Here is a 25,453-nt window from a genome sequence, read left to right as displayed (position 1 = left end):
TCCGGACGATGGGCGTGACGGCGATCTTCGTCGCGCGCGCGGCAATGGCGGCCGAAACCGACGATGCACCGGTCGCGCCGTTGCCACCGCTGCCCGCATCGCTCGATACGCTTCCGACCGATCAATTCGCGATCGATACGACCGTGCCGCCGGTGTCGCCGGCGTCGTCCGCGTCGCAAGCGGCGAACGCGGAAAAGCCCGCCGCCGACACCGCCGAGCCGCTCGAAGGTCCGCCCGTGCCGCTGCCGGAACTCGAACGCCTGAGCGGTTCGAAGAACGACGACGGCAAGCCGATCACCCTCGACCTGAAAAACGCCGACCTGAGCGCCGCGTTGCAAGCGTTCGCGCGCTTCACGAGCCTCAACATCATCGCGAGCGAAAAGGTGCGCGGGCAGGTGTCGATCAACCTCGTCGCCGTGCCGTGGCGGCGCGCGTTCGATACGCTCCTCGAAGTCAACGGCCTCGCGATGGAGCAGCACGGCAACGTGATCTGGGTCGCGCCGCTCGCCGAACTCGCCGCGCGCGAAAAGCTGCGCTACGAGGCGCACGCCCGTGCGGCGGACCTCGAACCGCTCGCGAGCCGCACGTTCACGCTGCGCTATCCGCGCGCGGAGGACGTGCGCAAGCTGCTGACCGGCTCCGGCACGCAGCGCGTGCTGTCCAAGCGCGGCTCCGCCATCGCCGATGCGCGCACCAATCTGCTCTTCGTCACCGATCTCGATGCGCGCGTGCGGCAGATCGCGGATCTGATCGCCTCCATCGACAAGCCGACGCCGCAGGTGATGATCGAGGCGCGGATCGTCGAGGGCGAGACCGGGCTGTCGCGCAATCTCGGCGTGAAGCTGGGCGTCGCGCCGACGGGCGATTCGGCGCGCGGCGTCGCGGGCGGCAAGGACGGCGTGGTATACGATCTGTCGGCGCGTCCCCTCAACGGCTTCGACGCCGCGACCGCCGGGCTCACGCTGTTCGCCGCGCAAGCCACGCGGCTGCTCGATATCGAACTCAGCGCGCTCGAAGCCGAAGGGCGGGGACAGATCGTTTCGCGGCCGCGCGTCGTGACGGCGGATCGCGCGAAGGCGGTCGTCGAGCAGGGCACCGAGCTGCCGTATCAGGCGAAAGTCGGCAATGGCGTGTCGGGCGTGCAGTTTCGACGCGCTGCGCTCAAACTGGAGGTCGAGCCGCAAATCACGCCGCACGGGCACGTCATCCTCGATCTGGACGTGGCGAAAGACAGCGTCGGCGAGCAGACGGCGGCGGGGCCGGCCATCAACACGAAGCACGTGCAGACGCGCGTGGAGGTGGAGGACGGCGGGACGGTCGCGATCGGCGGTATCTATTCAGAGGACGAACGTGTCGACGTCACCGGCGTGCCGGGCCTCTCGAAGCTGCCGCTGATCGGCTGGCTCTTTCGTCACGATGCGCGGCGCAAGTCGCATAGCGAGCTGGTCATCCTGATCACGCCGCATGTGGTGGCAGCAAAGGGATGAGGCCGGCCGCGCGACTCGACAAAGCGGGCGGTTTGCCCTTAAGCTGCCGCACGAACAAATTGCATATTGTCAAAGGATCAAGGTTGCAGGAAGGGCACGCGAACGCGAACATCTTTTTCGTCGGACTCATGGGGGCGGGTAAAACCACCGTGGGCCGCGCGGTTGCGCGCCGCTTGCAGCGCTCGTTCATCGATTCCGATCTGGAGATCGAAGCGCGCACCGGCGCGCGCATCCCCGTGATCTGGGAGCTGGAAGGCGAGGCGGGTTTCCGGCAGCGCGAGGCCAATGTCATCGACGAGCTGTCGCAGAAGAGCGGCATCGTGCTCGCGACGGGCGGCGGCGCGGTGCTGCGGTCCGATAATCGCGAACATCTGAAGAATCGCGGCATCGTCATCTATCTGCGCGCGAATCCTCACGATCTCTGGCAGCGCACGCGCCGCGACAAGAACCGGCCGCTGCTGCAAACCGAAGATCCGCGCGGCAAGCTCGAAGCGCTGTTTCAGACGCGCGATCCGCTCTATCACGAGTGCGCGCATTTCGTTGTCGAGACCGGGCGGCCGACCGTCAACGCGCTCGTCAACATGGTCCTGATGCAACTGGAGGTGGCCGGCGTCATCAAGTCGGCTGAGTCATAATGTCCGCCATGATTACCCCAACGATCACCGTCAACGTCGAACTGGGCGAGCGCGCCTATCCCATTCATATCGGTGCGGGGCTGATCGGCCGCACGGAGCTTTTCGCGCCGCATATCAAGGGCGCGTCGGTGGCCATCGTCACCAATTCCACCGTCGATCCGCTCTATGGCGACGCACTCCGCGCCGCGCTCGAACCGCTCGGCAAGAAAGTGACGACCGTCGTTCTGCCGGACGGCGAAGCGCACAAGAACTGGGAAACGCTCAACACCATCTTCGACGCGCTTCTGACCGATCGCGCGGATCGCAAGACGACGCTGATCGCGCTGGGCGGCGGCGTCGTCGGCGACATGACCGGCTTCGCGGCCGCGTGCTACATGCGCGGCGTGCCGTTCATCCAGGTGCCGACCACGCTGCTCGCGCAAGTGGATTCGTCGGTCGGCGGCAAGACGGGCATCAATCATCCGCTCGGCAAGAACATGATCGGCGCGTTCTATCAGCCGCAGGCCGTCATCGCGGATATCGGCGCGCTGCACACGCTGCCCGAGCGCGAACTGGCGGCGGGCATCGCGGAAGTCATCAAGACCGGCGCGATTGCCGATGCCGAATTCTTCGACTGGATCGAAGCGAACATCGGCGCGCTGAATGCCCGCGACGAAAGCGCGCTCGCGCATGCGGTCAAGCGTTCCTGCGAGATCAAGGCGTCGGTCGTGGCATCCGACGAACGCGAAGGCGGGCAGCGCGCCATCCTCAACTTCGGCCATACGTTCGGTCACGCGATCGAAGCCGGACTCGGCTACGGCGAATGGCTGCACGGCGAAGCGGTCGGTTGCGGCATGGTCATGGCGGCGGATCTTTCCGTGCGCCTCGGCAAGCTCGACGACGCCGCGCGCCGGCGGCTCGTGCGCGTGATCGAGGCGGCGAAGCTGCCGGTCGTCGGGCCGAAGCTCGGCGACGATCGCTATGTCGACCTGATGAAAGTCGACAAGAAAGCCGAAGCCGGCGAGATCAAATTCATTCTGCTGACCCGCTTCGGCGCGACTGAAATCACGAGCGCGCCGGATCAGGCGGTGCGCGCGACGCTCGCAGCCAGCGTCTGACCGATCAATCACGCAGCAGCCGGAACCACGACGATGCGGAGCAGCCGGTGAGCGAAACAGAAGCCGAATTCGGAGCGCCGTCGCAACTGGCGCTCGAAGCCCATCTCGCGCCGTATGCGGCGCGTTCCTCGACATCGCGCGGTCGCCGGTATGCGGAAGCGCCGCCTGCCGCGCGAACCGAGTTCCAGCGCGACCGCGATCGCATCGTGCATTCGACGGCTTTTCGCCGGCTCGAATACAAGACGCAGGTCTTCGTCAATCACGAAGGCGACCTCTTTCGCACGCGTCTCACGCATAGCCTCGAAGTCGCGCAGATCGCCCGTTCGGTCGCGCGCAATCTGCGGCTGAACGAAGATCTGGTCGAAGCGATATCGCTCGCACACGATCTCGGCCACACGCCTTTCGGCCACGCCGGGCAGGATGCGCTGCACGAATGCATGCGCGATCACGGCGGCTTCGAACACAATCTGCAGAGCCTGGCCGTGGTCGATCAGCTCGAAGAGCATTACGGCGCGTTCGATGGCCTGAACCTGTGTTTCGAAACGCGCGAAGGCATTCTCAAGCATTGTTCGCGCGAGAACGCACGCAAGCTCGGCGCGCTCGGCGAACGCTTTCTCACCGGCAAGCAGCCGTCGCTCGAAGCGCAGATCGCGAACGTCGCGGATGAAATCGCATACAACAATCACGATGTCGACGACGGCCTGCGCTCCGGCCTGCTCACGCTCGACCAGCTCTCCGAAGTCAGTCTCTGGCACACGCACTTCGACGCGGCGCGCGCGGAGTTTCCGGACATCGAAGGCCGCAGGCTCATTCACGAGACCATCCGCCGGATCATCAACACGCTGATCGTCGATCTGATCGAGACCACGAGCCGCAATCTCGCGCGCGTGGCGCCCGCTTCCATCGACGACGTGCGCAATGCGCCGACGCTCGTCGCGCATAGCGATGAAGTCGCCGCGCAAGCCGCCGCGCTCAAGCGCTTTCTCTTCAAGAACCTCTACCGCCATTACCGCGTGATGCGCATGGCCAACAAGGCGAAGCGCGTCGTCACCGGTCTCTTCGACGCCTTCACCGAAGACCCGCGCCTCTTGCCGCCGGCTTATCAGGCGCGTCTCGCCGTCGCGGAGGAATCGGCGAACGACGCCGCCGCGCCCGGCCACGACAGCACGCAGGCGCGGCTCGTCGCGCATTACATCGCGGGAATGACGGACCGTTACGCACTGAAGGAATACCAACGTCTGTTTGTCATCGACAACAACTAGGATCGCGCTTTTCCACGCGCGAATCCGCAATAAGGAGACTCATCGATGAAATGCACGCCCTCGTTCCGCTCGATTTCGGCTGCGGCCATTCTGGCTTTCGGCGCCAGCACGGCGGCCCACGCCGCGACGGAAATCCAGTTCTGGCACGCCATGGAAGCCGCCCTCGGCGAGCGCGTGAACGACATCGCGAAGGACTTCAACGCGTCGCAGAGCGATTACACGATCGTCCCGGTCTTCAAGGGCACCTACGACCAGACGCTGGCGGCGGGCATCGCGGCGTATCGCAGCGGCAACGCGCCCGCGATCCTGCAAGTCTACGAAGTCGGCACCGCGACGATGATGCAGGCGAAGAAGGCCGTGCTCCCGGTCTCCGACGTGTTCAAGCAGGCGGGCGTGCCGCTCGACGAAAAGGCGTTCGTGCCGACCATCGCCGGTTATTACAGCGACGCGAAGACCGGCCATCTCATCTCGATGCCCTTCAACAGTTCCACGCCCGTCCTCTACTACAACAAGGACGCGTTCAAGAAGGCCGGCCTCGATCCGAACCAGCCGCCGAAGACCTGGGCCGATGTCGAAGCCGACGCGAAGAAGCTGAAGGCGGCGGGCTATTCGTGCGGGTATTCGTCGGGCTGGCAAAGCTGGATTCAGCTCGAGAACTACAGCGCGTGGCACGCGGCGCCGTTTGCATCGAAGAACAACGGCTTCGACGGCCTCGACGCGAAGCTCGAATTCAACAAGCCGCTGCAGGTCGCGCACATCCAGTTCCTGCAGAAGATGGCGAAGGAAGGCACGTTCACCTATGTGGGCCGCAAGGACGAGCCGGTATCCAAGTTCTATAGCGGCGACTGCGGGATCATCACGAACTCGTCGGGCTCGCGCGCGACCATCCAGAAGTACGCGAAGTTCGACTACGGCGTCGGCATGATGCCCTACGATCCCAGCGTGAAGGGCGCGCCGCAAAACGCGATCATCGGCGGCGCGAGTCTGTGGGTGCTGTCGGGCAAAGATCCGGCCGTGTATAAGGGCGTCGCGAAGTTCCTCGCGTATCTGGCGTCGCCCCAAGTCGCGGCGAAGTGGCATCAGGACACGGGTTATCTGCCCGTCACCACCGCCGCTTATGAACTCACGCAAAAGCAGGGCTTCTACGACAAGAATCCCGGCGCCGACATCGCCATCAAGCAGATGCTGAACAAGCCGCCGCTCGCCTACACGAAGGGCCTGCGCCTCGGCAACATGCCGCAGATTCGCACCATCGTCGATGAAGAGCTGGAGCAGGTCTGGGCCGACAAGAAGACGCCGCAGCAGGCGCTCGATTCTTCCGTGCAGCGCGGCGACGAACTGCTGCGCCGCTTCGAGAAGAGCGGCGGTTAAGCCGCGTCGAACGCCAATCTAAAGGCATGCGCCCGCGCCGAATTCGCGGGCGCCGTTCAGGACATACCGATGGAAAAACGGTCTCGTTTCGACACGAGCGTGTTGCCGTACCTGCTCGTCGCGCCGCAGCTCGCGATCACCGCGCTCTTCTTTCTCTGGCCCGCGGGCGTCGCGCTCTGGCAGGCGACGCAAAGCCAGGACGCGTTCGGCACGTCGAGCGAATTCGTCGGCCTCGCGAACTTCCGGCAGCTTTTCGCGGACCCGCTGTATCTGTCGTCGTTCAGCACGACGATGATCTTCTGCGCGCTCGTCACCGTGTCCGGCCTCGCGATTTCGCTGCTGCTCGCCGCATGCGCCGATCGCGTGACGCGCGGCGCGAAGGCGTACCAGACGCTTTTGATCTGGCCGTACGCCGTCGCGCCCGCGATCGCGGCGGTGCTGTGGTCGTTCCTGTTCAATCCGAGCATCGGGCTCGTGACGTATGCGCTCGCGAAGCAGGGCGTCGTGTGGAATCACGCGCTCAACGGCACGCAAGCCATGTTTCTCGTGGTGCTCGCGTCCGTCTGGAAGCAGGTCAGCTATAACTTCCTGTTCTTCTACGCCGGCCTGCAGGCGATTCCGCAATCGCTGATCGAAGCCGCCGCCATCGACGGCGCCGGTCCCGTGCGACGCTTCTTCGGCATCGCGCTGCCGCTCCTGTCGCCGACGAGCTTCTTCCTGCTCGTCGTCAATCTCGTCTACGCGTTCTTCGGTACCTTCCCCGTCATCGATGCCGCTACCGGCGGCGGCCCCGCGCAATCGACGAAGACGCTCATCTACAAGATCTTCGCGGAAGGCTTCCAGGGACTCGACATCGGCAGTTCGGGCGCGCAGTCGGTCGTGCTGATGGTGATCGTCATCGCGCTGACCATCGTGCAATTCCGCTTCGTCGAACGCAGGGTGCAATATTCATGATCGAAAACCGTCGCGGCTTCGATATCTTCTGTCACGCGGTGCTGATTCTCGGCGTCGCGCTGATCGTCTTTCCGGTGTACGTCGCGTTCTGCGCGGCCTCGATGAACGCGAAAGAAGTGTTCAGCGTCCCGCTTTCACTCATCCCGAGCACGCATCTCTTCGAGAACATCGCGCATATCTGGACCTACGGCAGCGGCAACGCGGCCGCGCCGTTCGGGCGCATGCTCGTCAACAGCCTCGTGATGGCGCTCGTCATCGCCATCGGCAAGATCGCGGTGTCGATCATCTCGGCGTATGCCATCGTATTCTTCCGCTTCCCGCTGAAGAACCTCGCGTTCTGGCTGATCTTCATCACGCTGATGCTGCCCGTCGAAGTGCGCATTTTTCCGACGGTGCAAGTCGTGTCGTCGATGCATCTCGTCAACACGTACGCCGGCCTCACGCTGCCGCTGATCGCATCCGCGACGGCGACGTTTCTCTTCCGCCAGTTCTTCATGACGCTGCCCGACGAGCTGATGGAAGCGGCGCGCATCGACGGCGCAGGGCCGCTGCGTTTTTTCTGGGACGTGGTGCTGCCGCTCTCGAAGACGAACATCGCGGCGCTCTTCGTCATTACGTTTATCTATGGCTGGAACCAGTACCTCTGGCCGATTCTCATCACCAATCAACAGTCGCTGCAGACGGCGGTGGTCGGCATCAAGAGCATGATCGCCTCGGGCGATACCGCGACCGAATGGCATCTCGTGATGAGCGCGACGCTGCTCGCGATGCTGCCGCCGCTCGTCGTCGTGCTGACGATGCAGCGCTGGTTCGTGCGCGGTCTCGTGGACGCGGAAAAGTAAAAGGGAGAGCGGGGATCAATGGCTGCGCTGACACTCAAAGGCGTCAAGAAGACTTACGACGGCACGCAGTTCGTGCTTCACGGCATCGATGTAGCCGTCAACGACGGCGAGTTCGTCGTGATGGTGGGACCGTCCGGCTGCGGCAAGTCGACGCTTCTGCGCATGGTCGCGGGACTCGAAAGCGTGTCGGAAGGCACGATCGAGATCGGCGGCAAGGTCGTGAACAAGCTGGAACCGAAAGATCGCGATATCGCGATGGTCTTTCAGAATTACGCACTTTATCCGCACATGAGCGTCGCGCAGAATATGGCTTATGCGCTCAAGATCGGCGGTGTGGATCGCGGGACCATCGAGAGCCGTGTCGCGAACGCCGCGCGCATTCTGGAACTGGAGCATTTGCTCGCGCGCAAGCCGCGCGAGTTGTCGGGCGGGCAGCGGCAGCGCGTCGCAATGGGGCGCGCCATCGTGCGCGAACCGGCCGTGTTTCTGTTCGACGAACCGCTGTCGAATCTGGATGCGAAGCTGCGCGTGCAGATGCGCCTCGAAATTCAGCGGCTGCACGCGCGCCTCGCGACCACGAGCCTGTACGTCACGCACGACCAGATCGAAGCCATGACGCTCGCGCAGCGCGTCATCGTGATGAACAAGGGCCACGCGGAGCAGATCGGCGCGCCGACCGACGTGTACGAGCGTCCGGCAACCGTGTTCGTGGCGAGCTTCATCGGATCGCCGGCCATGAATTTGCTCGAAGGCCGCTTGTCCGAAGACGGTTCGGTGTTCGAAGTAGCGGGCGGCGGGCCGAAGCTGCCGGTCGCGGGCGCGGGTAACGTGAGCCATGCCGGCGGCGCGATGAACGGGCGCGAGTGGATCGTCGGCATTCGGCCTGAGCACATGACGCCCGGCAATAGCGAGGCCGCGCAAGCCGTGCTCGAAGTCGATTCGGCGGAGCTGCTCGGCGCGGACAATCTCGCGCACGGCAAGTGGGGCAAGCATGACGTGGCGGCGCGCTTGCCGCATGCGCATCGGCCGGTGCGCGGCGAGAAGCTGGCCGTATCGGTGCCGGCGCAGCATCTGCATTTTTTCGATCCGGCCACCGGGCTGCGCGCGAACTGAAGGAGGCTTCGACATGAGAACCTGGCCTTATCCCGCCATCGTCGCGCATCGCGGCGGCGGCAAGCTCGCGCCGGAGAACACGCTGGAAGGCATCGAGACGGGCGCGCGTTTCGGTCTCAAGATGATCGAGTTCGATGCCAAGCTGTCCGCGGACAATGTCGTGTTCCTGCTGCATGACGACGACGTGAATCGCACGTCGAACGGGCAGGGCGCGGCGAAGTCGATGACTTACGCGCAATTGCGCGCGCTCGACGCCGGCGCGTGGTTCGGCCCGGAATTCGCAGGCGCGCATATGCCCACGCTTGCCGAAGTGCGCGAGCGGTGTGCTTTGCTGAACATGGCCGCGAACATCGAGATCAAGCCGTGTCCGGGGCGCGAAGTGGAAACGGGCGAACGCGTCGCGCGCGAGGCGGCGCGCCTCTGGAACGATGCCGAGCCCGAACCGCTGTTGTCGTCGTTTTCATACGCGGCGCTGGAGGCCGCGCGCGACGCCGCGCCGACGCTTCCGCGCGGCATGTTGTACGAGCGCGTGCCGGCGGACTGGCGTGCAGAGACCGCCGCGCTCGGCTGCGTGTCGCTGCATGCGGACCATCGTTCGCTCGATGAAAACCTCGTGCGCGAGATTCGGGACGCCGGGTTGCGCGTCCTCGCCTACACGGTGAACGAGCCGGAGCGGGCGCGGCTCCTCGCGCGATGGGGCGTCGATGCAATCTGCACGGATCGCATCGACCTCATCGGCGCGGATTTTCTGAACGATGCGTCGAAGTGAGCGCGCGTCAGCGGGCGCGGGCGAGCAGAATGCCCGCGACCAGCGCCAGACCGCCGACGATCGCGATGGTTTGCCACGGCCTGTCGTGGAGATAGGCGTCGGCGTCGTCGAATGCGGCGGAGGCGCGCTCGCGGACGGCGGCTTGCGTGTCGCTCAGGCGCGCGCGGGCGGAATCGATCTGATCGCTGATGCGCGAGCGCAGTGCGGCGGCGTCAGCGGACGCGCCGTCCGACAGCGCTTCTTCGAGTTCGGAGAGCAGGGCGCGCAGTTCGACGCCGATATCCTCGGCTGCATCGCGGCCATGGCGCGCCATGCGGCGTGCGCGGCGGCTCGTGCTGTTCCATGAATCTCCGATGGCGTCTCGCGTGTTGGGCAGTGCGTTCATAGTTCGCTCCGTCGATGGATGAATCGTGGATGGAGGTGCCCGCGAACATCGCGGGGAAGGAGTCTTGAGCAAATTGAATGCCGGGAAGGCTATCGCCCGTTGCAAACGCTCGTGCGGCGCGCGTCATGCGTAATTACTGCGGCGTCTCGCGCGCTCCGCGAGTCACATTTACAAGGCGCGTGTAAAACAAAACGCCGCTATGCAGCATGGCATAACGGCGTTTCGTAGAGTCGAAATTTCGAAGGCGGCGCGTGGCCGCATGTGATATCAAAAGCGATAGCCGACGCGCAGGTACGTCACGATCGGGTTGATGGTGATCTTTGCCTGCGACTGAACGTTGAGCGTGCCGACCGGCGTTTGCGCTTGCGTGCTCAGCTTGGCCGTTGCCTTCAACGGAATGAACGAGACGGAAAAGCCCGCGAACCAGTGCTCCGTGAAATTGTAGACAGCGCCGACATTAAAGACCGGTGCCCACGAACTATCCGTATCGACCGTGGTCGGACCATGCAGAACGGAGCCTTCGAACGCCGTGTTGTTGATCTGCGCGTCGGTGAACCAGGTGCGCGTCACGCCCACGCCGACGAACGGGCGAAACTTGGCCTGCGGTTGATTAAAGAAGTATTTGAAAAGCAGCGTTGGGCTCCATTGCTTCGCGCTGCCGATCTTGCCGTACTGCGAGAGCGTTCCGGTGCCGTTCAGGTCGAACTTGGGCGGAATGCCGATTTCGAATTCAGTGGCGATGTGGTCGGTGACGAAGTAGCCGAGCGTGAAGCCCGCCGTATCCGCGCTGCTGATGCCGGCGCCCGTTCCCGGCACGCTGATATTGACGGGAGATCCGCCTACACTTGTTTCTTTGAGCGGGCCGCTGCTGTCCTGTGGGGCGAAGTGAAACCAGCCTGCCGTTGCATAAATGGACCCAGCCGATTGGGCCTGTGCCACGGTGGACACACACGCCAATGCTGCGATCCCCGTTACGACTTGTTTTATTTTCAATTTGTGCTCCTCCTGAAAGCACGCCCATTATGAACACAACGTTTCAATCTAACCATAGCGGTTCCGTAGAGCATTTTCCCTAGGTGGCAAGCGGCTTCGGAAACGCGTTGCACGGCGCTTGCATGCGCCTCGAACCCCGCAGCAGCGGCGTCTCCAGTCAGCCCCCGAACGGGGTAACACAAACGCGACCAACGGAATATCCAGAATGGCACGGCTTGCACGACTCTACGTTCCCGAACAGCCGCAGCATGTCATCCTGCGTGGTCTCGACCAGCAACCTGCCTTCGTCGACGACCAGGACTACGAGCTTTTCATCGACTGCTTGAGGACGGCTTCACGCGATCATCACCTTTCCATTCATGCCTACGCGCTGATGCCGCAGGCCGTGCATCTGCTCGTGACGCCGCGCGACGAGGCCAGTCTGCCGAAGGCGATGCAGGCGGTCGGGCGTCGATACGTCGCGCACTTCAACCGGCGTTACATGCGGCGCGGCACGCTGTGGGAGGGACGCTATCGCGCGACGGTCATCGAAGGCGAGCGCTATTTCCTGCTCGCGACGCGCGTCGTCGAAATGGCGCCGGTTCGCGCGCAGCTCGCGGCGGCGCCGCAGGACTACAAGTGGTCGAGCTACCGGCATCACATCGGCGTGACGCTCGACGCGCTCATCACCGATCACCCGCTTTTCTGGTCGCTCGGCAACACGCCCTTCGAACGTCAGCACGCGTACAGGGAACTGTGCGAGCAGCCGCTCGACGAACGCGAAACCACGCGTCTCCTCCAAGCCACGCTCAAAGGCTGGGTGCTCGGCAGCGATGCCTACCGCGAATGGGCGTCGCGGGCGGCGAACCGGCGCGTGTCGCCGTTGCCGCGCGGGCGTCCGCGCAAGGTCCGCGAAACGCCGCAAGCCCAGTAGGGATAAGGCGCGTGGCGGCAACGGCATCCAGGAACGGCGTCTCGTGTCTCGCGAACGCCGTTTATTTTCGGCCTCATTCGATATGGCACTTATTTATTGGGGCGCTCTTGCACCATAACGATAATAGGTTCCAGATCATCATGTTTTATTTGCCATCGCTTTGATTCGTCGCGTATATTTCGATTTCCGGCGGTTTTGCGGTGCAGCGCGTCATAGCGCACCCGCCTCGCGGCGCGCGATCAGCGAATCGCGCCGCGGGCAACAGAAAAACGATTCAACGGCCGAGTCGGCCCCTCACAGTAGAGACGGTGTCCCCATGAACGATCATCAGCAGCCGGCAGCCGGTTCGCTTCCCGCCGCGCAGGGCATGTACGACCCTGCCAACGAACATGACGCTTGCGGCGTCGGCTTCGTCGCTCACATCAAGGGCAAGAAAAGCCACGAGATCATTCAGCAGGGTCTCAAGATTCTTGAGAACCTCGATCACCGGGGCGCGGTCGGCGCAGACCCGCTGATGGGCGACGGCGCGGGCATCCTGATTCAGGTGCCGGACGGTTTCTATCGCGAGGAAATGGCCAAGCAGGGCGTGACGCTGCCGCCGGCCGGCGAATACGGCGTCGGCATGATCTTCCTGCCGAAGGAACATGCGTCGCGTCTCGCGTGCGAGCAGGAACTCGAACGCACGGTGAAGGCCGAGGGGCAAGTCGTGCTCGGCTGGCGCGATGTTCCCGTCGACGGCAACATGCCGATTTCGCCCGCCGTGAAGGCGAGCGAGCCGCTCATCCGCATGATCTTCATCGGGCGCGGCAAGGACATCGTCGTGACGGACGCGCTCGAACGCAAGCTGTACATCATCCGCAAGACGGCGAGCCATCGCATTCAGGCGCTCAAGCTCAAGCACGGCAAGGAATACTTCGTGCCGTCGATGTCGTCGCGCACGGTCGTCTACAAGGGTCTGCTGCTGGCCGGTCAGGTCGGCGTGTATTACCGCGACCTGCAGGACGAGCGCGTCGTCTCGGCGCTCGCGCTCGTGCACCAGCGCTTCTCGACCAACACGTTCCCGGCGTGGGAACTCGCGCACCCGTATCGCATGATCGCGCACAACGGTGAAATCAACACCGTGAAGGGCAACGTCAACTGGCTGAACGCGCGCACCGGCGCGATCGCGTCGTACGTGCTCGGCGACGACTTGCCGAAGCTCTGGCCGCTGATCTATCCGGGCCAGTCGGACACGGCTTCGTTCGACAACTGTCTCGAACTGCTCGTGATGGCAGGCTACCCGCTCGTCCACGCGATGATGATGATGATCCCCGAAGCGTGGGAACAGCACACGCTGATGGACGACAACCGCCGCGCGTTCTACGAATATCACGCCGCGATGATGGAGCCGTGGGACGGCCCCGCCGCGATCGCGTTCACGGACGGCCGCCAGATCGGCGCGACGCTGGACCGCAACGGCCTGCGTCCGGCGCGTTACCTCGTGACCGACGACGATCTCGTGATCCTCGCGTCGGAATCCGGCGTGCTGCCCATTCCCGAATCGAAGATCGTGAAGAAGTGGCGCCTGCAGCCGGGCAAGATGTTCCTGATCGACATGGAGCAGGGCCGCATCATCGAGGACAAGGAGCTGAAGGACAACCTCGCGAACGCGAAGCCGTACAAGAGCTGGATCGACGCCGTGCGCATCAAGCTCGACGAAATCGAGCCGAAGGCCGAGGACGTCGAAACGCAGCGCCGCGAGGCCGCCGCGCTGCTCGACCGCCAGCAGGCGTTCGGCTACACGCAGGAAGACGTGAAGTTCCTGATGGCGCCGATGGCGCAATCGGGCGAGGAAGCGATCGGCTCGATGGGCAACGACTCGCCGCTCGCGGTCATGTCCAGCAAGAACAAGACGCTGTATCACTACTTCAAGCAGTTGTTCGCGCAAGTGACGAACCCGCCGATCGACCCGATCCGCGAGAACATGGTGATGTCGCTCGTCTCGTTCATCGGGCCGAAGCCGAACCTGCTCGACACCATCAACATCAACCCGACGATGCGCCTCGAAGTGTCGCAGCCCGTGCTCGACTTCAAGGACATCGCGAAGATCCGCGCGATCGATACGTACACCGGCGGCAAGTTCCGCTCGTACGAACTGAGCATCTGCTATCCGGCGGCGTGGGGCAAGGAAGGCGTGGAAGCGCGCATCGCGTCGCTGTGCGCCGAAGCCGTCGATGCCGTGAAGTCCGGCTACAACATCCTGATCGTGTCGGACCGCAAGATGGACCGCGATAACGTCGCGATTCCGGCGCTGCTCGCCACGTCCGCGATCCACACGCACCTCGTGCAGCACGGCCTGCGCACGAGCACGGGTCTCGTCGTGGAAACGGGTTCGGCGCGCGAAACGCATCACTTCGCGCTGCTCGCGGGCTACGGCGCGGAAGCCGTGCATCCGTACCTCGCGCTGGAAACGCTCGCGAACATGGCCGAAGGGCTGAAGGGCGACCTGTCGGCGGACAAGGCCATCTACAACTTCACGAAGGCAGTCGGCAAGGGCCTGCACAAGGTCATGTCGAAGATGGGCATTTCGACGTACATGTCCTACACCGGCGCGCAGATTTTCGAGGCGGTCGGTCTGTCGTCGGATCTCGTCGAGAAGTATTTCAAGGGCACGGCGTCGAAGGTCGGCGGCATCGGCATCTTCGAGGTGGCCGAGGAAGCCATTCGCCTGCATCGCGAGGCGTTCGGCGACAACCCGGTCCTCGCCAACATGCTCGATGCGGGCGGCGAGTACGCGTACCGCGTGCGCGGCGAAGAGCACATGTGGACGCCGGATGCCATCGCCAAGCTGCAACATTCGGCGCGCAGCAATTCGTACCAGACGTACAAGGAATACGCGCATCTGATCAACGACCAGACGCGCCGTCACATGACGTTCCGCGGCCTGTTCGAATTCAGGCTCGATCCGGCGAAGGCCATTGCGCTGGACGAAGTGGAATCGGCGAAGGACATCGTGAAGCGCTTCGCGACCGGCGCGATGTCGCTCGGCTCGATCAGCACGGAAGCGCACGCCACGCTCGCGGTCGCGATGAACCGCATCGGCGGCAAGTCGAACACGGGCGAAGGCGGCGAGGACGAAACGCGTTATCGCAACGAACTGCGCGGCATTCCGATCAAGAACGGCGACACGCTGCAATCGATCATCGGCAAGGAAGTCGTCACCGACATCCCGCTGAAGGACGGCGATTCGCTGCGCTCGAAGATCAAGCAAGTCGCGTCGGGCCGCTTCGGCGTGACGGCGGAGTATCTGTCGTCGGCGGATCAGATCCAGATCAAGATGGCGCAGGGCGCGAAGCCCGGCGAAGGCGGCCAGTTGCCCGGCCACAAGGTGTCGGATTACATCGGCAAGCTGCGTTATTCGGTGCCGGGCGTCGGGCTGATTTCGCCGCCGCCGCACCACGACATCTATTCGATCGAAGACCTCGCGCAGCTCATTCACGATCTGAAGAACGTGAATGCGTCGTCGAGCATTTCGGTGAAGCTCGTGTCCGAAGTCGGCGTCGGCACCGTGGCGGCGGGCGTGGCGAAGGCGAAGGCGGATCACGTCGTGATCGCGGGTCATGACGGCGGCACGGGCGCGTCGCCCCTGTCGTCGCTCAAGCACGCGGGCACGCCGTGGGAACTCGGCCTCGCCGAAACGCAGCAGACGCTGGTGCTGAACCGCCTGCGCGGCCGTATCCGCGTGCAGGCCGACGGTCAGATGAAGACCGGCCGCGACGTCGTGATCGGCGCGCTGCTCGGCGCGGACGAATTCGGCTTCGCGACGGCGCCGCTCGTCGTCGAAGGCTGCATCATGATGCGCAAGTGCCATCTGAACACGTGCCCGGTCGGCGTCGCCACGCAAGACCCGGTGCTGCGCGCGAAGTTCACGGGCCAGCCGGAGCATGTCGTCAACTACTTCTTCTTCGTCGCGGAAGAAGTGCGCGAAATCATGGCGCAACTGGGCCTGCGCAAGTTCGACGATCTCATCGGCCGCGTCGATCTGCTCGACACGAAGAAGGGCGTCGAGCACTGGAAGGCGAAGGGTCTCGACTTCTCGCGCATCTTCTATCAGGTGCCGGTGGCGAACGAAGTCGCGCGCAAGCACGTCGATGTGCAGGATCACGGTCTCGACAAGGCGCTCGATCACGTGCTGATCGAGAAGTCGAAGGCGGCGATCGAGAAGGGCGAGCACGTCTCGTTCATCCAGCCGGTGCGCAACGTGAACCGCACGGTCGGCGCGATGCTGTCCGGCCTGATCGCGAAGAAGTACGGCCACGACGGTCTGCCCGACGACACCATCCATATTCAGTTGAAAGGCACGGCGGGCCAGAGCTTCGGCGCGTTCCTCGCGAAGGGCGTGACGCTGGATCTCGTCGGCGACGGCAACGACTACGTCGGCAAGGGTCTGTCGGGCGGGCGCATCATCATTCGGCCGACGAACGACTTCCGTGGCAAGTCCGAGGAAAACATCATCTGCGGCAACACGGTGATGTACGGCGCGATCGAAGGCGAATCGTATTTCCGCGGCGTCGCGGGCGAGCGCTTCTGCGTGCGTAACTCGGGCGCGACGGCGGTCGTCGAAGGCACGGGCGATCACGGCTGCGAATACATGACGGGCGGCACGGTCGTCGTGCTCGGCGAGACGGGACGCAACTTCGCGGCGGGCATGTCGGGCGGTATCGCGTTCGTGTACGACCCGGACGGCACGTTCGCCGCCAAGTGCAACAAGTCGATGGTCGCGCTCGATCCGCTCCTGCAGCAAGCGGAACAGGAGCGCACGGTGGATCGCGCGCTGTGGCACACCGGCCAGACCGACGAAGCGCTGCTCAAGGGTCTCGTCGAGCGTCACTTCCAGTTCACCGGATCGCCGCGTGCGAAGGCGCTGCTCGAAAACTGGGATGCGTCGCGCCGTCAGTTCGTGAAGGTCTTCCCGACCGAATACAAGCGCGCGCTCGGCGAACTCGGCGCGAAGAAGGCGAAGGAAGCGCTCGCGGCCTAAGCTCGAAACAATTAAAGCAAGGCTCTCCGGTGCACGGCATCGGAGAGCGCGATCCTCACCAAATACAGAGAAAGAAATGGGCAAGGCAACCGGTTTTCTCGAGTTCGAGCGCCGCCACGAGGCGTACGAAGCACCGCTGACCCGCGTCAAGCACTACAAGGAATTCGTCGCCGCGCTGACCGACGACGACGCCAAGGTTCAGGGCGCGCGCTGCATGGATTGCGGCATTCCGTTCTGCAACAACGGCTGTCCGGTGAACAACATCATTCCGGACTTCAACGATCTCGTCTTCCGCCAGGACTGGAAAACCGCGATCGACGTGCTGCATTCGACGAACAATTTCCCCGAGTTCACGGGCCGCATTTGCCCGGCGCCGTGCGAAGCGGCATGCACGCTCGGCATCAATGAAGATCCGGTCGGCATCAAGTCGATCGAGCGCAAGATCATCGACAAGGCGTGGGAAGAAGGCTGGGTCGCGCCGCAGCCCGCGAAGCACAAGACGGGCAAGAAAGTGGCCGTCGTCGGTTCGGGTCCGGCGGGGCTCGCAGTCGCGCAGCAACTGGCGCGCGCGGGGCACGATGTCGTCGTGTTCGAGAAGAACGATCGCATCGGCGGATTGCTGCGCTACGGCATCCCCGATTTCAAGCTGGAGAAATGGCTGATCGATCGCCGCATGCGCCAGATGGAAGCGGAAGGCGTGTCGTTCCGCACGAACGTGTTCGTCGGCAAGGACGCGCTGCCTTCGCACATCGGCAACACGGCGAAGGAAAGCGTCACGCCGGAAGAGCTGAAGGAACAGTTCGATGCCGTCGTGATCGCGGGCGGTTCGGAAACGCCGCGCGACTTGCCGGTGCCGGGGCGCGAGCTGGAAGGCATCCATTACGCGATGGAGTTTCTGCCGCAGCAGAACAAGGTCAACGCGGGCGACAAGGTCGCGGATCAGCTGATGGCGAAGGGCAAGCATGTCGTCGTGATCGGCGGCGGCGATACGGGTTCGGATTGCGTCGGCACGTCGAATCGTCATGGCGCGAAGGACGTGACGCAGTTCGAGCTGCTCGCGCAACCGCCCGAGGAAGAGAACAAGCCGCTCGTGTGGCCGTATTGGCCGATCAAGCTGCGGACGTCGTCGTCGCATGAAGAAGGTTGCGAGCGCGACTGGTCGGTCGCGACGAAGCGCTTCGAAGGCAAGAACGGCAAGGTCGAGAAGCTGATCGCGGCGCGCGTCGAGTGGAAGGGCGGGAAGATGGTCGAAGTGCCCGGCTCCGAGTTCGAGATGAAGGCGGACCTCGTGCTGCTCGCGATGGGCTTCACGCAGCCGCTGTCGCCGGTGCTCGAAGCGTTCGGCGTGGACAAGGACGCGCGCGGCAACGTGCGGGCATCGACGGAAGGTGAGAAGGCGTACTACACGTCGGTCGACAAGGTGTTCACCGCCGGCGATATGCGGCGCGGACAATCGCTCGTCGTGTGGGCGATTCGTGAAGGACGCCAGTGCGCGCGGTCGGTGGATGCTTATTTGATGGGAAGTAGTGAGTTGCCGCGGTAAGGCTTGAAGGTGAGAAGTGAGAAGGCCACGCGCTTGCGTGGCCTTTTCGTTTCTATGCTGCGCGCATGCGGTGCTGGATCTTCTTCGCGAGCGACGCTTTTGCATCGAGCGAATCGACCATGTCGTTGGCCGCGTTCATGAGCCGGCGCAGATCGATGCTCGGAATGACGCTCGCATCCTGGAAGACGATGATCGAGTCGTAATGCGGGATGTATTGGTCGATATGCTGCAGAACAATGGTCGCCGTGCGCGCGCGCTCCTGATTCGGAACACCGAAGACGAAAAGCGGCGTGCGCGAGCCTCTCAGGAAAAAGTCGATCGGATAGTCGGCGGCATCCGGAACCTCCGGTGCATGATATTTCGGCACCACGTTGTCCGCGCCCACGATCTGCATCAGCCGGGCGTTCAGGTCGTCGAAGAACGTGGACGCGATGCGCGAGCGGGTCGAGCTTTTCAGATCGTTCACGCGCAAGAGCGCTTGTCCAAAACGCAGCAGCGACATGCCGAGAAACTGCTCGTCCGATTCGGCCACGATCTGGCCGTCGTCCGCCAGCCGCGCGCCGTATGCGGCGAGTGTCTTGTCGAGCAAGACGCGTCGCGGACCGCGCAGAAATGAACCTGAGTCTGAGTCGTAGGAGATGCGCATCAGCGTCGTGCCGGCATCTTCGATGCGCCAGCCGCCCATCGCTTGCCGCAGCCAAACGGTCACGTAATCGCCGTCGGGTTCCAGCAGGGGCATGGACAAGCGGAGGGCATCGCCGTCTTCAGCGACGTCGAGCTCCGAGCACCACGATTCGCAAAGCAGTCGCTTGATGGCGTCCGATGTATCGCGCGACATATCAGAACTCGAGTTCAGGTTGAAGGGGATGCAAGGCGAGCGACGCGATGCCACAGTCCTTGCACAAGCACTGGAAGGCGCCGTCGAGCGAATTGTAGCCGGACACCGCTTCAGCGAAACCGTCGGGGTCGAGGTCGGCGACGATATAGCGGTGCGTGGCGAGATGCCGGTGGCAGCCGGGCGGCACCTTCGTTCGCTCCAGTACGTTCCGGTGCGGATGGTACGGACCGTTATAGCGCGCGAGGACGAGCGTTTCTTCCGTCGGCCAGACACGCGCGAGTCCGGCCGAAAAGACGCTGCGATTCGTGAGCGAGATGCGCAAGAACAATCGATAGCTCTGCGTTGCATCGCGCGTGTCGTGAAGCATGAAGTTCCGTTCGCGATGCCCGCCTTTGGTCACCCACCGCGCACGCGGGTTGACGATGATCTTGGGCGCGCGGCGCATGGACTCGAGGTCATCGTCCGTCAATAGTTTCAGGTCCATCTGCTGTCTTTACGTCGAAGAGACGCGACAGTCTATGGCGCTGCGGTCGGCGGCTGTTCAACCGCACCTACAAATAAGAAAAACCGCACCGGCAATTGCTCGCGGGTGCGGCTTTTTTCAAATTCGACGATGCAGCGATCAAGCCTCCGCCATCGCCCTCTCGATCTCGATCCGGTAATCATGAAACAGCGCCACCGATTCCCGGTGCGCGACGCTCAGAATCGCCGCCTTCGGCAACCGGTCCACGAGCGTGTTGTAGATATGCAGTTCGTTATCCGCATCGAGCGCGCTCGTGGCTTCGTCGAGGAACAGGAAGTCCGGCTTGTGCAGCAGCACGCGCGCGGCCGCGAGCCGTTGCTGCTCGCCCGGCGACAAGCTCCGCGCCCAGTGCGCGTTTTCTTCCAGCCGATCGCCATACGCTTCCAGATTGCACGCGCGCAACACCTCGCGCGATTCCTCGTCGGTGAACGTGCCGCCCGGCGACGGATACGCCAGCGCCGCGCGCAACGTGCCGATCGGCAGATAGCTTTGCTGCGGGATGAACATCATCTTCGCGTCGACGGGCGCGTCGATCGTGCCGTCGCCGAACGGCCACAGGCCCGCGAGCGCGCGCATCAGCGTGCTCTTGCCCGATCCCGACGGTCCAACGACCAGCCAGCGCGATCCCGGCTCGATCGATACATCCGCCACGCGCGAAAGCGTCGTGCCGTTCGGCAACGCGAGCGTCAGATTGGTCGTCGTCAGCGAGGTCGTGCTCGTGTAATGCAGATTGATGCCGCCACGTTCCGTCGCGGGCGACGTTTCCTCGCGGATATGCGTCGAGCGCATCACGCGCTTGAATTCGCGCAGACGATTGACCGTGGCGCGCCATTCGACCAGCGTCGAATAACTGTTGATGAACCAGGAAAACGAATCGCTGACCGTGCCGAACGCCGATGAAATCTGCATCAGCACGCCGAACGAAAAGGCGCCCGCGAAGTAGCGCGGCGCGGCGACCATGATCGGGAAAATGATCGCGATCTGGCCGTAGAAACTCAGCACGAAGGTCATGCGCTTCGTGTACTTCATGATGAGCCACCAGTTGTCGCGGATGCGCTGGAAGATGGTCTTCGCGTTCGCGGTTTCGGTGGCGATGCCGTCGTAGAACGCAATCTGTTCCGCGTTTTCGCGCACGCGAATCAGCCCGAAACGGAAGTCCGCTTCCACCTTCTGCTGCTGATAATTGATCGACACCAGCGGATGCCCGACCTTCTGAATGATGAGCGAGCCGAGAATCGCGTACAGCGCCGCTGCCCAGACCATGTAGCCGGGAATCGTGATCGGCGTGCCGCCGAGCGAGAACGTGAGCGCGCCCGCGATCGTCCACAGAATCGTGATGAAGGTGACGAGCGTGACGAGCGTCGAAAGCAGATCGAGCGACAGCGTGAGCGTGGTCGTCGCGAAAGATTGCAGGTCGTCGCTGATACGCTGGTCGGGGTTGTCGGCGAGGCGATCGCGCTCGATGCGGTAGAACGCGCGGTCGCCGAGCCATTGTTCGAGATACCGGTTCGTGAGCCATTGCCGCCAGCGGAACGCGAGCATCTGACGCAGATATCGCCCGTAGACGGCGAGCAGGATGTACGCGAACGCGAGGCCGGTGAAGATCAGCAGCAAGTGCGGAAAATCGCGGACGTTCTTGTTCTGCAGCGCGTTATAGAAGTCCGCGTTCCAGCTGTTGAGCCGCACGTTGATCCACACGACGGTCATGTTGATCGCGATGATCGCGACGAGCAGCCCCCAGGCCAGCTTGCGTTCTTCGGATACCCAGTACGGCTTGATGAGGCTCCACGCCGAGACCTGATCCGCCTGCTGCTGCGTGTTTTCGGAATTTGTGTTGGCCATGACCTTTCTGCTGGTGCGCCGGCTTGCCGGCGGGTTGACACGTTTCGCGGCCGGATCGGGCATGGGCGCGAGAAGGTGATGTCGCGCGCGAGCCGCTTCCAGCCTCGCAGATTGTTGAGATGTTCTCTTAACTGCCGCTTAATACGGTGCGATCGTTCGATGAACCGCTTTCGGGGCATTGTGCCAGAGTGCCGCAGCCCGCGACCGATGCGGCCCGTGCGCGCGGGCAATCCCGGTTTGCAGCGGCTTTGCCTTTTATGCTCTAATGACCAACGGCGAAACAGGGGTGCTTCGCGCGCATCGGTACCGGGCGCGGCGAGGCTGAGAGAGACCCTTTGCACCCGATCCGGGTAATACCGGCGAGGGAAGTTTCCGGAGAACGCGCAATGCCTTGCGCCTTTCCTCCAGTTTCTTCCAGTCTTCCTTTCCGCCCGATGCGTCTTGCTTCGACGCCGGGCCGGTCTCTCCGCTGATTTCGTCGCTGGTTTCACGCAGGGGTGCGCGCTCGTTCGCGACGCCCGCGTACGCGCGTCGTCAAAGGAGACATCGGATTGTGAATAGCATCGATCAGGCCGCAGCGAACCAGCCCGATTTCGCCGTGATCGGCGGCGGGCTCGTCGGGCGGCTCGTCGCGTGGCAGCTCGCGGGCGCGGGCCACGAGGTCGCGCTGTACGAACGCGGCGACGAATCGGGCACGCAGTCGGCGGCGTGGGTCGCGGCCGCCATGCTCGCGCCGCTCGCCGAAGCGACGAGCGCGGAGCCGCTGGTCGTCGAACTCGGAGCGGCGTCGCTCGCGCGCTGGCCGGACGTGCTCGCTGCCTTGCCCGAGCCGGTTTTCTTCCAGCAGAACGGGACGCTCGTCGTCTGGCACGGCGCGGATCGCGCGGAGGCGCCGCTTTTCGAGCGCCGCTTGCGCGCGAACGCGCCCGCCGCGCTGCTCGACGGCGGTTTCGTCAGGCTCGCGGGCGCGCAAGTCGCGCAGGCGGAACCCGCGCTCGGCACGCGTTTCGCGCAAGGCTGGCTGCTGCCGCACGAAGGCCAGCTCGACAACCGTCAGGCGCTGAAGGCGCTCGCGGCGGGGCTGGCGGCGCGCGGCGTGCGCACGCACTGGAACACGCCCGTCGATGCGATGCCCGACGCGCACTGGATCATCGATTGCCGCGGACTCGGCGGCAAGCCCGCGTGGCCCGCGCTGCGCGGCATTCGCGGCGAAGTGGCGCGCGTGCATGCGCCGGGCATCGGCTTGACGCGTCCCGTGCGGCTGCTGCATCCGCGTTATCCGCTCTACATCGCGCCGAAAGAAAACGACCTCTACGTGATCGGCGCCACCGAAGTCGAAGGCGAAGACATGTCGCCCGTGAGCGTGCGATCGGCGCTCGAATTGCTGAGCGCGGCGTTCGCCGTGCATCCGGGCTTCGGCGAGGCGCGCATCCTCGAACTGAATTCGCAATGCCGGCCGACGCTGCCGGACCATCGGCCGGCCATCGTGTGGGACGGCGCGCGGACCGTTCGCGTGAACGGGCTGTATCGGCACGGCTTCATGATCGCGCCCGAAGTCGCGGATTCGGCCTGCGCGCTCGCGGATGCGCTCATCGGCGAGACCGTGCGCGACGCCGCTTCCTTCGACGACTTCCGCCGCCGCGCGCGCTGGTCCGAACTGCTGCACGGCGCGTTCGAGACGGCGACCGTCGCGACCGTCGCGACCGTGTGACGGACATTTGAGACAAAGCATGGACATCCACATCAATCAGCGCGAATTCATCTTGCCCGATGCGGCGACCGTCACCGACGCGCTCGCCGCGTTCGGCGCGAAGCCGCCGTTTGCCGTGGCGCTGAACGGCCAGTTCGTCGCGCGCGGCGAGCACGGCACGAAGACGCTTTCGCCGGGCGACAAGCTCGACATCGTTTCGCCCGTCGCGGGCGGCTGAGTCCAATACAGGGACACGATCATGACCACACAATCCGCCGCCGACGCGCTCACGCTCTACGGCCAGACTTTCCCGAGCCGCGTGCTGCTCGGGACATCGCGTTATCCGTCGCTGCAGTCGCTGTCGGATTCCATCGACGCCGCGCGTCCCGGCATGGTGACCGTCGCGCTGCGCCGCCAGTCGGAGACCGGCGAGGCCGGCTTCTTCGATGTCCTCAAGCGCCACGGCGTCGCGCTCCTGCCGAACACGGCGGGCTGTCAGAGCGTCGACGAAGTGCTGACGACCGCCTACATGGCGCGCGAAGTGTTCGATACGCCGTGGATCAAGCTCGAACTGATCGGCGACGACTACACGCTGCAGCCCGACCCGATCGGTCTCGTCGAAGCCGCCGCGAAGCTCGTGCGCGACGGCTTCAAGGTGCTGCCGTACTGCACCGAAGATCTCGTGATCGGCCGGCGTCTGCTCGACGCGGGTTGCGAAGCGCTGATGCCGTGGGGCGCGCCCATCGGCACCGGCAAGGGCGTGACGAATCCCTACGGCCTGCGCACGTTGCGCGAGCGGCTGCCGGACGTTCCGCTGATCGTCGATGCCGGCCTCGGCGTGCCGTCGCATGCGTGTCAGGTGATGGAGTGGGGCTTCGACGGCGTGCTGCTCAACACGGCCGTCTCGCAGGCGACGTTTCCGCCGCAGATGGCGCGCGCGTTCGCGCTGGGCGTCGAGGCCGGGCGCACCGCGTTTCTCGCCGGACCGATGGCCGAGCGCGACAGCGCGCAGGCGAGCACGCCGGTCGTCGGCATGCCGTTCTGGCATCAGGACGGAGGTGCGGCATGAGCTTGCTCGGACGCGAAGTGTTCTGGCCGCCGGCGGACGAACTCACGGAAGTCGCGGAGCGAATCCGCGCGCGACTCGGCGACTGGCCCGCGGCGGCGACGCGCTGGCGCATCTGCCTGACGCCGCCCGAATCGCCGGGCGCGCAGGATTTGATCGTCTTCACGGAAGCGCATGACGCCGATGTCGAAGCGCTCGAACGCGGCGGCGCGGCGGTCCTGGAAGCACAGGGTGATCGCGTGACGCTGACGCGCGGCGGCGACCGTTTCGTGCTGGAAGGCGAGCGGTCCGACGACTGGCTGGCCGCGCTCGCCGCGTTTCTCGACTGCAACTTCGAGCCGCACGATGCGCTCGTGCTGGCGCTCGCCTGGCGCACCGGCGACGACGCCAAAGAGGACGCATGGCCCGTCGATTTCGCGACGTTCCCCCGCGTCGGCGACCTGCCGCCCGCGCCGGAGCCGGGCTTTCCATCGTGCCCGGATAAGCTGGGGCTGTATCCCGTGCTGCCGAGCGGCGAATGGATCGAGCGCGTGCTCGGCCTGGGCGTGGTCACCGCGCAGTTGCGCCGCAAGAGCACCGACGCCGACGACCTCCAGCGCGAGATCGAGCGGTCGGTGGCGGCGGGGCGTCGGCATCAGGCGCAGCTTTTCATCAACGATCACTGGCGCGCGGCGATCGCGGCGGGCGCGTACGGCGTGCACCTCGGCCAGGAAGACGTGCAGACCGCCGATCTGAACGCGATCGCGCGCGCCGGGCTGCGCCTCGGCCTTTCGACGCACGGCTACTACGAAATGCTGCGCGCGCTGCATTTCCGCCCGAGCTACCTCGCGCTCGGCGCGGTCTTCCCGACGACGACCAAGGTCATGCCGACGAAGCCGCAAGGACTCGCGCGCCTTCGCCGATACGTGCAGTTGCTCGCGGGCCGCGTGCCGCTCGTCGCGATCGGCGGAATCGACGGCAACGTGATGGACGACGTGCTCGCGACGGGCGTCGGCAGCGCGGCGGTCGTGCGCGCCGTGACGGAAGCGCCGGACACGGCTGCGGCGGTTTCGTCGCTGCAACAGAAGTTTGCACGTCAATGCTGACAGTTCCGAAAAATCAAGGCCTCGG

At 64.4% G+C, this 25,453-nt stretch carries 21 protein-coding genes and 1 riboswitch; of the genes, 16 read left to right on the top strand and 5 right to left on the bottom strand.

Annotation, left to right across the window (positions count from 1 at the left end; all coding sequences use genetic code 11):
• The first annotated feature begins 8 nt into the window (after positions 1 to 8).
• From NCR39_RS12225 to ugpQ, 9 genes are all read left to right on the top strand, one after another.
• Complete coding sequence (locus NCR39_RS12225) at positions 9 to 1,487, top strand: type IV pilus secretin PilQ (RefSeq protein WP_250452452.1); 1,479 nt, start codon at positions 9 to 11, stop codon at positions 1,485 to 1,487.
• Between the two features lie 83 nt (positions 1,488 to 1,570).
• A complete protein-coding gene (locus NCR39_RS12220; RefSeq protein ID WP_250452428.1) occupies positions 1,571 to 2,122 on the top strand; it encodes a shikimate kinase in 552 nt (183 codons plus the stop codon).
• Complete coding sequence (aroB, locus tag NCR39_RS12215) at positions 2,122 to 3,219, top strand: 3-dehydroquinate synthase (protein ID WP_250452427.1); 1,098 nt, start codon at positions 2,122 to 2,124, stop codon at positions 3,217 to 3,219. Before NCR39_RS12220 ends, aroB begins: the two co-directional genes overlap by 1 nt.
• Positions 3,220 to 3,266: 47 nt before the next feature.
• Entirely contained in the window at positions 3,267 to 4,481 is a 1,215-nt protein-coding gene (locus NCR39_RS12210; RefSeq protein WP_250452426.1) for a deoxyguanosinetriphosphate triphosphohydrolase, read from the top strand.
• A gap of 45 nt (positions 4,482 to 4,526) precedes the next feature.
• Positions 4,527 to 5,852, top strand: coding sequence for a sn-glycerol-3-phosphate ABC transporter substrate-binding protein UgpB (gene ugpB / locus NCR39_RS12205; RefSeq protein WP_250452425.1), 1,326 nt, complete (start codon positions 4,527 to 4,529; stop codon positions 5,850 to 5,852).
• Between the two features lie 69 nt (positions 5,853 to 5,921).
• Positions 5,922 to 6,806, top strand: a complete 885-nt coding sequence (gene ugpA / locus NCR39_RS12200; protein WP_250452424.1) for a sn-glycerol-3-phosphate ABC transporter permease UgpA — start codon at positions 5,922 to 5,924, stop codon at positions 6,804 to 6,806.
• Complete coding sequence (ugpE, locus tag NCR39_RS12195; protein WP_250452423.1) at positions 6,803 to 7,648, top strand: sn-glycerol-3-phosphate ABC transporter permease UgpE; 846 nt, start codon at positions 6,803 to 6,805, stop codon at positions 7,646 to 7,648. The genes ugpA and ugpE overlap by 4 nt, the downstream gene beginning before the upstream one ends.
• Positions 7,649 to 7,666: 18 nt before the next feature.
• Positions 7,667 to 8,761 (top strand): sn-glycerol-3-phosphate import ATP-binding protein UgpC, encoded by a 1,095-nt coding sequence (locus NCR39_RS12190; RefSeq protein WP_250452422.1) that lies wholly within the window; start codon positions 7,667 to 7,669, stop codon positions 8,759 to 8,761.
• 13 nt (positions 8,762 to 8,774) lie between these two features.
• Positions 8,775 to 9,530, top strand: coding sequence for a glycerophosphodiester phosphodiesterase (ugpQ, locus tag NCR39_RS12185; RefSeq protein ID WP_250452421.1), 756 nt, complete (start codon positions 8,775 to 8,777; stop codon positions 9,528 to 9,530).
• Positions 9,531 to 9,537: 7 nt separating this feature from the next.
• Here ugpQ and NCR39_RS12180 read toward each other — a convergent pair whose 3' ends face one another.
• Together NCR39_RS12180 and NCR39_RS12175 are read right to left on the bottom strand one after the other, a co-directional pair.
• Positions 9,538 to 9,915 (bottom strand): ElaB/YgaM/YqjD family protein, encoded by a 378-nt coding sequence (locus tag NCR39_RS12180; protein WP_250452420.1) that lies wholly within the window; start codon positions 9,913 to 9,915, stop codon positions 9,538 to 9,540.
• Positions 9,916 to 10,182: 267 nt separating this feature from the next.
• Complete coding sequence (locus NCR39_RS12175; RefSeq protein ID WP_250452419.1) at positions 10,183 to 10,908, bottom strand: OmpW/AlkL family protein; 726 nt, start codon at positions 10,906 to 10,908, stop codon at positions 10,183 to 10,185.
• Between the two features lie 205 nt (positions 10,909 to 11,113).
• Between NCR39_RS12175 and NCR39_RS12170 the strand changes: the two genes are divergently transcribed.
• From NCR39_RS12170 to NCR39_RS12160, 3 genes are all read left to right on the top strand, one after another.
• Positions 11,114 to 11,821 (top strand): transposase, encoded by a 708-nt coding sequence (locus tag NCR39_RS12170; protein WP_250452418.1) that lies wholly within the window; start codon positions 11,114 to 11,116, stop codon positions 11,819 to 11,821.
• Positions 11,822 to 12,137: 316 nt separating this feature from the next.
• Entirely contained in the window at positions 12,138 to 16,841 is a 4,704-nt protein-coding gene (locus NCR39_RS12165; protein WP_250452417.1) for a glutamate synthase-related protein, read from the top strand.
• A gap of 76 nt (positions 16,842 to 16,917) precedes the next feature.
• Positions 16,918 to 18,384 carry a glutamate synthase subunit beta gene (locus NCR39_RS12160; RefSeq protein ID WP_250452416.1) on the top strand — a complete coding sequence of 489 codons (1,467 nt, stop codon included), beginning with the start codon at positions 16,918 to 16,920 and terminating at the stop codon, positions 18,382 to 18,384.
• 52 nt (positions 18,385 to 18,436) lie between these two features.
• Here NCR39_RS12160 and NCR39_RS12155 read toward each other — a convergent pair whose 3' ends face one another.
• The 3 genes from NCR39_RS12155 to NCR39_RS12145 form a co-directional block, all read right to left on the bottom strand.
• On the bottom strand, positions 18,437 to 19,222 hold the full coding sequence (locus tag NCR39_RS12155; protein WP_250452415.1) for a DUF1828 domain-containing protein: 786 nt from the start codon (positions 19,220 to 19,222) through the stop codon (positions 18,437 to 18,439).
• A gap of 1 nt (position 19,223) precedes the next feature.
• Positions 19,224 to 19,706 carry a hypothetical protein gene (locus NCR39_RS12150; protein ID WP_040050433.1) on the bottom strand — a complete coding sequence of 161 codons (483 nt, stop codon included), beginning with the start codon at positions 19,704 to 19,706 and terminating at the stop codon, positions 19,224 to 19,226.
• Between the two features lie 138 nt (positions 19,707 to 19,844).
• Complete coding sequence (locus NCR39_RS12145) at positions 19,845 to 21,587, bottom strand: ABC transporter ATP-binding protein/permease (RefSeq protein WP_250452414.1); 1,743 nt, start codon at positions 21,585 to 21,587, stop codon at positions 19,845 to 19,847.
• Positions 21,588 to 21,859: 272 nt separating this feature from the next.
• Positions 21,860 to 21,972, top strand: a riboswitch (TPP riboswitch).
• A gap of 168 nt (positions 21,973 to 22,140) precedes the next feature.
• On the opposite strand from NCR39_RS12145, the gene NCR39_RS12140 reads away from it, so the two are divergent.
• Genes NCR39_RS12140 through thiE form a run of 4 tightly spaced genes read left to right on the top strand, consistent with a single transcriptional unit; the run spans position 22,141 to position 25,428 of the window.
• Complete coding sequence (locus NCR39_RS12140; protein ID WP_250452413.1) at positions 22,141 to 23,298, top strand: FAD-dependent oxidoreductase; 1,158 nt, start codon at positions 22,141 to 22,143, stop codon at positions 23,296 to 23,298.
• Between the two features lie 19 nt (positions 23,299 to 23,317).
• Entirely contained in the window at positions 23,318 to 23,515 is a 198-nt protein-coding gene (thiS, locus tag NCR39_RS12135) for a sulfur carrier protein ThiS (RefSeq protein WP_040050430.1), read from the top strand.
• Between the two features lie 21 nt (positions 23,516 to 23,536).
• Positions 23,537 to 24,346, top strand: coding sequence for a thiazole synthase (locus tag NCR39_RS12130; protein ID WP_250452412.1), 810 nt, complete (start codon positions 23,537 to 23,539; stop codon positions 24,344 to 24,346).
• Positions 24,343 to 25,428 (top strand): thiamine phosphate synthase, encoded by a 1,086-nt coding sequence (thiE, locus tag NCR39_RS12125; RefSeq protein ID WP_250452411.1) that lies wholly within the window; start codon positions 24,343 to 24,345, stop codon positions 25,426 to 25,428. Before NCR39_RS12130 ends, thiE begins: the two co-directional genes overlap by 4 nt.
• Positions 25,429 to 25,453: the final 25 nt, after the last annotated feature.

This window comes from Caballeronia sp. ATUFL_M2_KS44 (assembly GCF_023630965.1).
GTDB lineage: Bacteria > Pseudomonadota > Gammaproteobacteria > Burkholderiales > Burkholderiaceae > Caballeronia > Caballeronia concitans.
The sequence above is the reverse complement of the archived record's forward strand: the minus strand, read 5'-3'. Positions and strand labels throughout refer to the sequence as shown.

Excerpts from the sequence above, each read along its gene's own strand:
- NCR39_RS12225 (WP_250452452.1), top strand. The coding sequence starts at position 9 with ATGGGCGTGACGGCGATCTTCGTCGCGCGCGCGGCAATGGCGGCCGAA.
- aroB (WP_250452427.1), top strand. The coding sequence starts at position 2,122 with ATGTCCGCCATGATTACCCCAACGATCACCGTCAACGTCGAACTGGGC.
- ugpB (WP_250452425.1), top strand. The coding sequence starts at position 4,527 with ATGAAATGCACGCCCTCGTTCCGCTCGATTTCGGCTGCGGCCATTCTG.
- ugpA (WP_250452424.1), top strand. The coding sequence starts at position 5,922 with ATGGAAAAACGGTCTCGTTTCGACACGAGCGTGTTGCCGTACCTGCTC.
- ugpE (WP_250452423.1), top strand. The coding sequence starts at position 6,803 with ATGATCGAAAACCGTCGCGGCTTCGATATCTTCTGTCACGCGGTGCTG.
- NCR39_RS12190 (WP_250452422.1), top strand. The coding sequence starts at position 7,667 with ATGGCTGCGCTGACACTCAAAGGCGTCAAGAAGACTTACGACGGCACG.
- ugpQ (WP_250452421.1), top strand. The coding sequence starts at position 8,775 with ATGAGAACCTGGCCTTATCCCGCCATCGTCGCGCATCGCGGCGGCGGC.
- NCR39_RS12180 (WP_250452420.1), bottom strand. The coding sequence starts at position 9,915 with ATGAACGCACTGCCCAACACGCGAGACGCCATCGGAGATTCATGGAAC.
- NCR39_RS12170 (WP_250452418.1), top strand. The coding sequence starts at position 11,114 with ATGGCACGGCTTGCACGACTCTACGTTCCCGAACAGCCGCAGCATGTC.
- NCR39_RS12165 (WP_250452417.1), top strand. The coding sequence starts at position 12,138 with ATGAACGATCATCAGCAGCCGGCAGCCGGTTCGCTTCCCGCCGCGCAG.
- NCR39_RS12160 (WP_250452416.1), top strand. The coding sequence starts at position 16,918 with ATGGGCAAGGCAACCGGTTTTCTCGAGTTCGAGCGCCGCCACGAGGCG.
- NCR39_RS12155 (WP_250452415.1), bottom strand. The coding sequence starts at position 19,222 with ATGTCGCGCGATACATCGGACGCCATCAAGCGACTGCTTTGCGAATCG.
- NCR39_RS12150 (WP_040050433.1), bottom strand. The coding sequence starts at position 19,706 with ATGGACCTGAAACTATTGACGGACGATGACCTCGAGTCCATGCGCCGC.
- NCR39_RS12145 (WP_250452414.1), bottom strand. The coding sequence starts at position 21,587 with ATGGCCAACACAAATTCCGAAAACACGCAGCAGCAGGCGGATCAGGTC.
- thiS (WP_040050430.1), top strand. The coding sequence starts at position 23,318 with ATGGACATCCACATCAATCAGCGCGAATTCATCTTGCCCGATGCGGCG.
- NCR39_RS12130 (WP_250452412.1), top strand. The coding sequence starts at position 23,537 with ATGACCACACAATCCGCCGCCGACGCGCTCACGCTCTACGGCCAGACT.
- thiE (WP_250452411.1), top strand. The coding sequence starts at position 24,343 with ATGAGCTTGCTCGGACGCGAAGTGTTCTGGCCGCCGGCGGACGAACTC.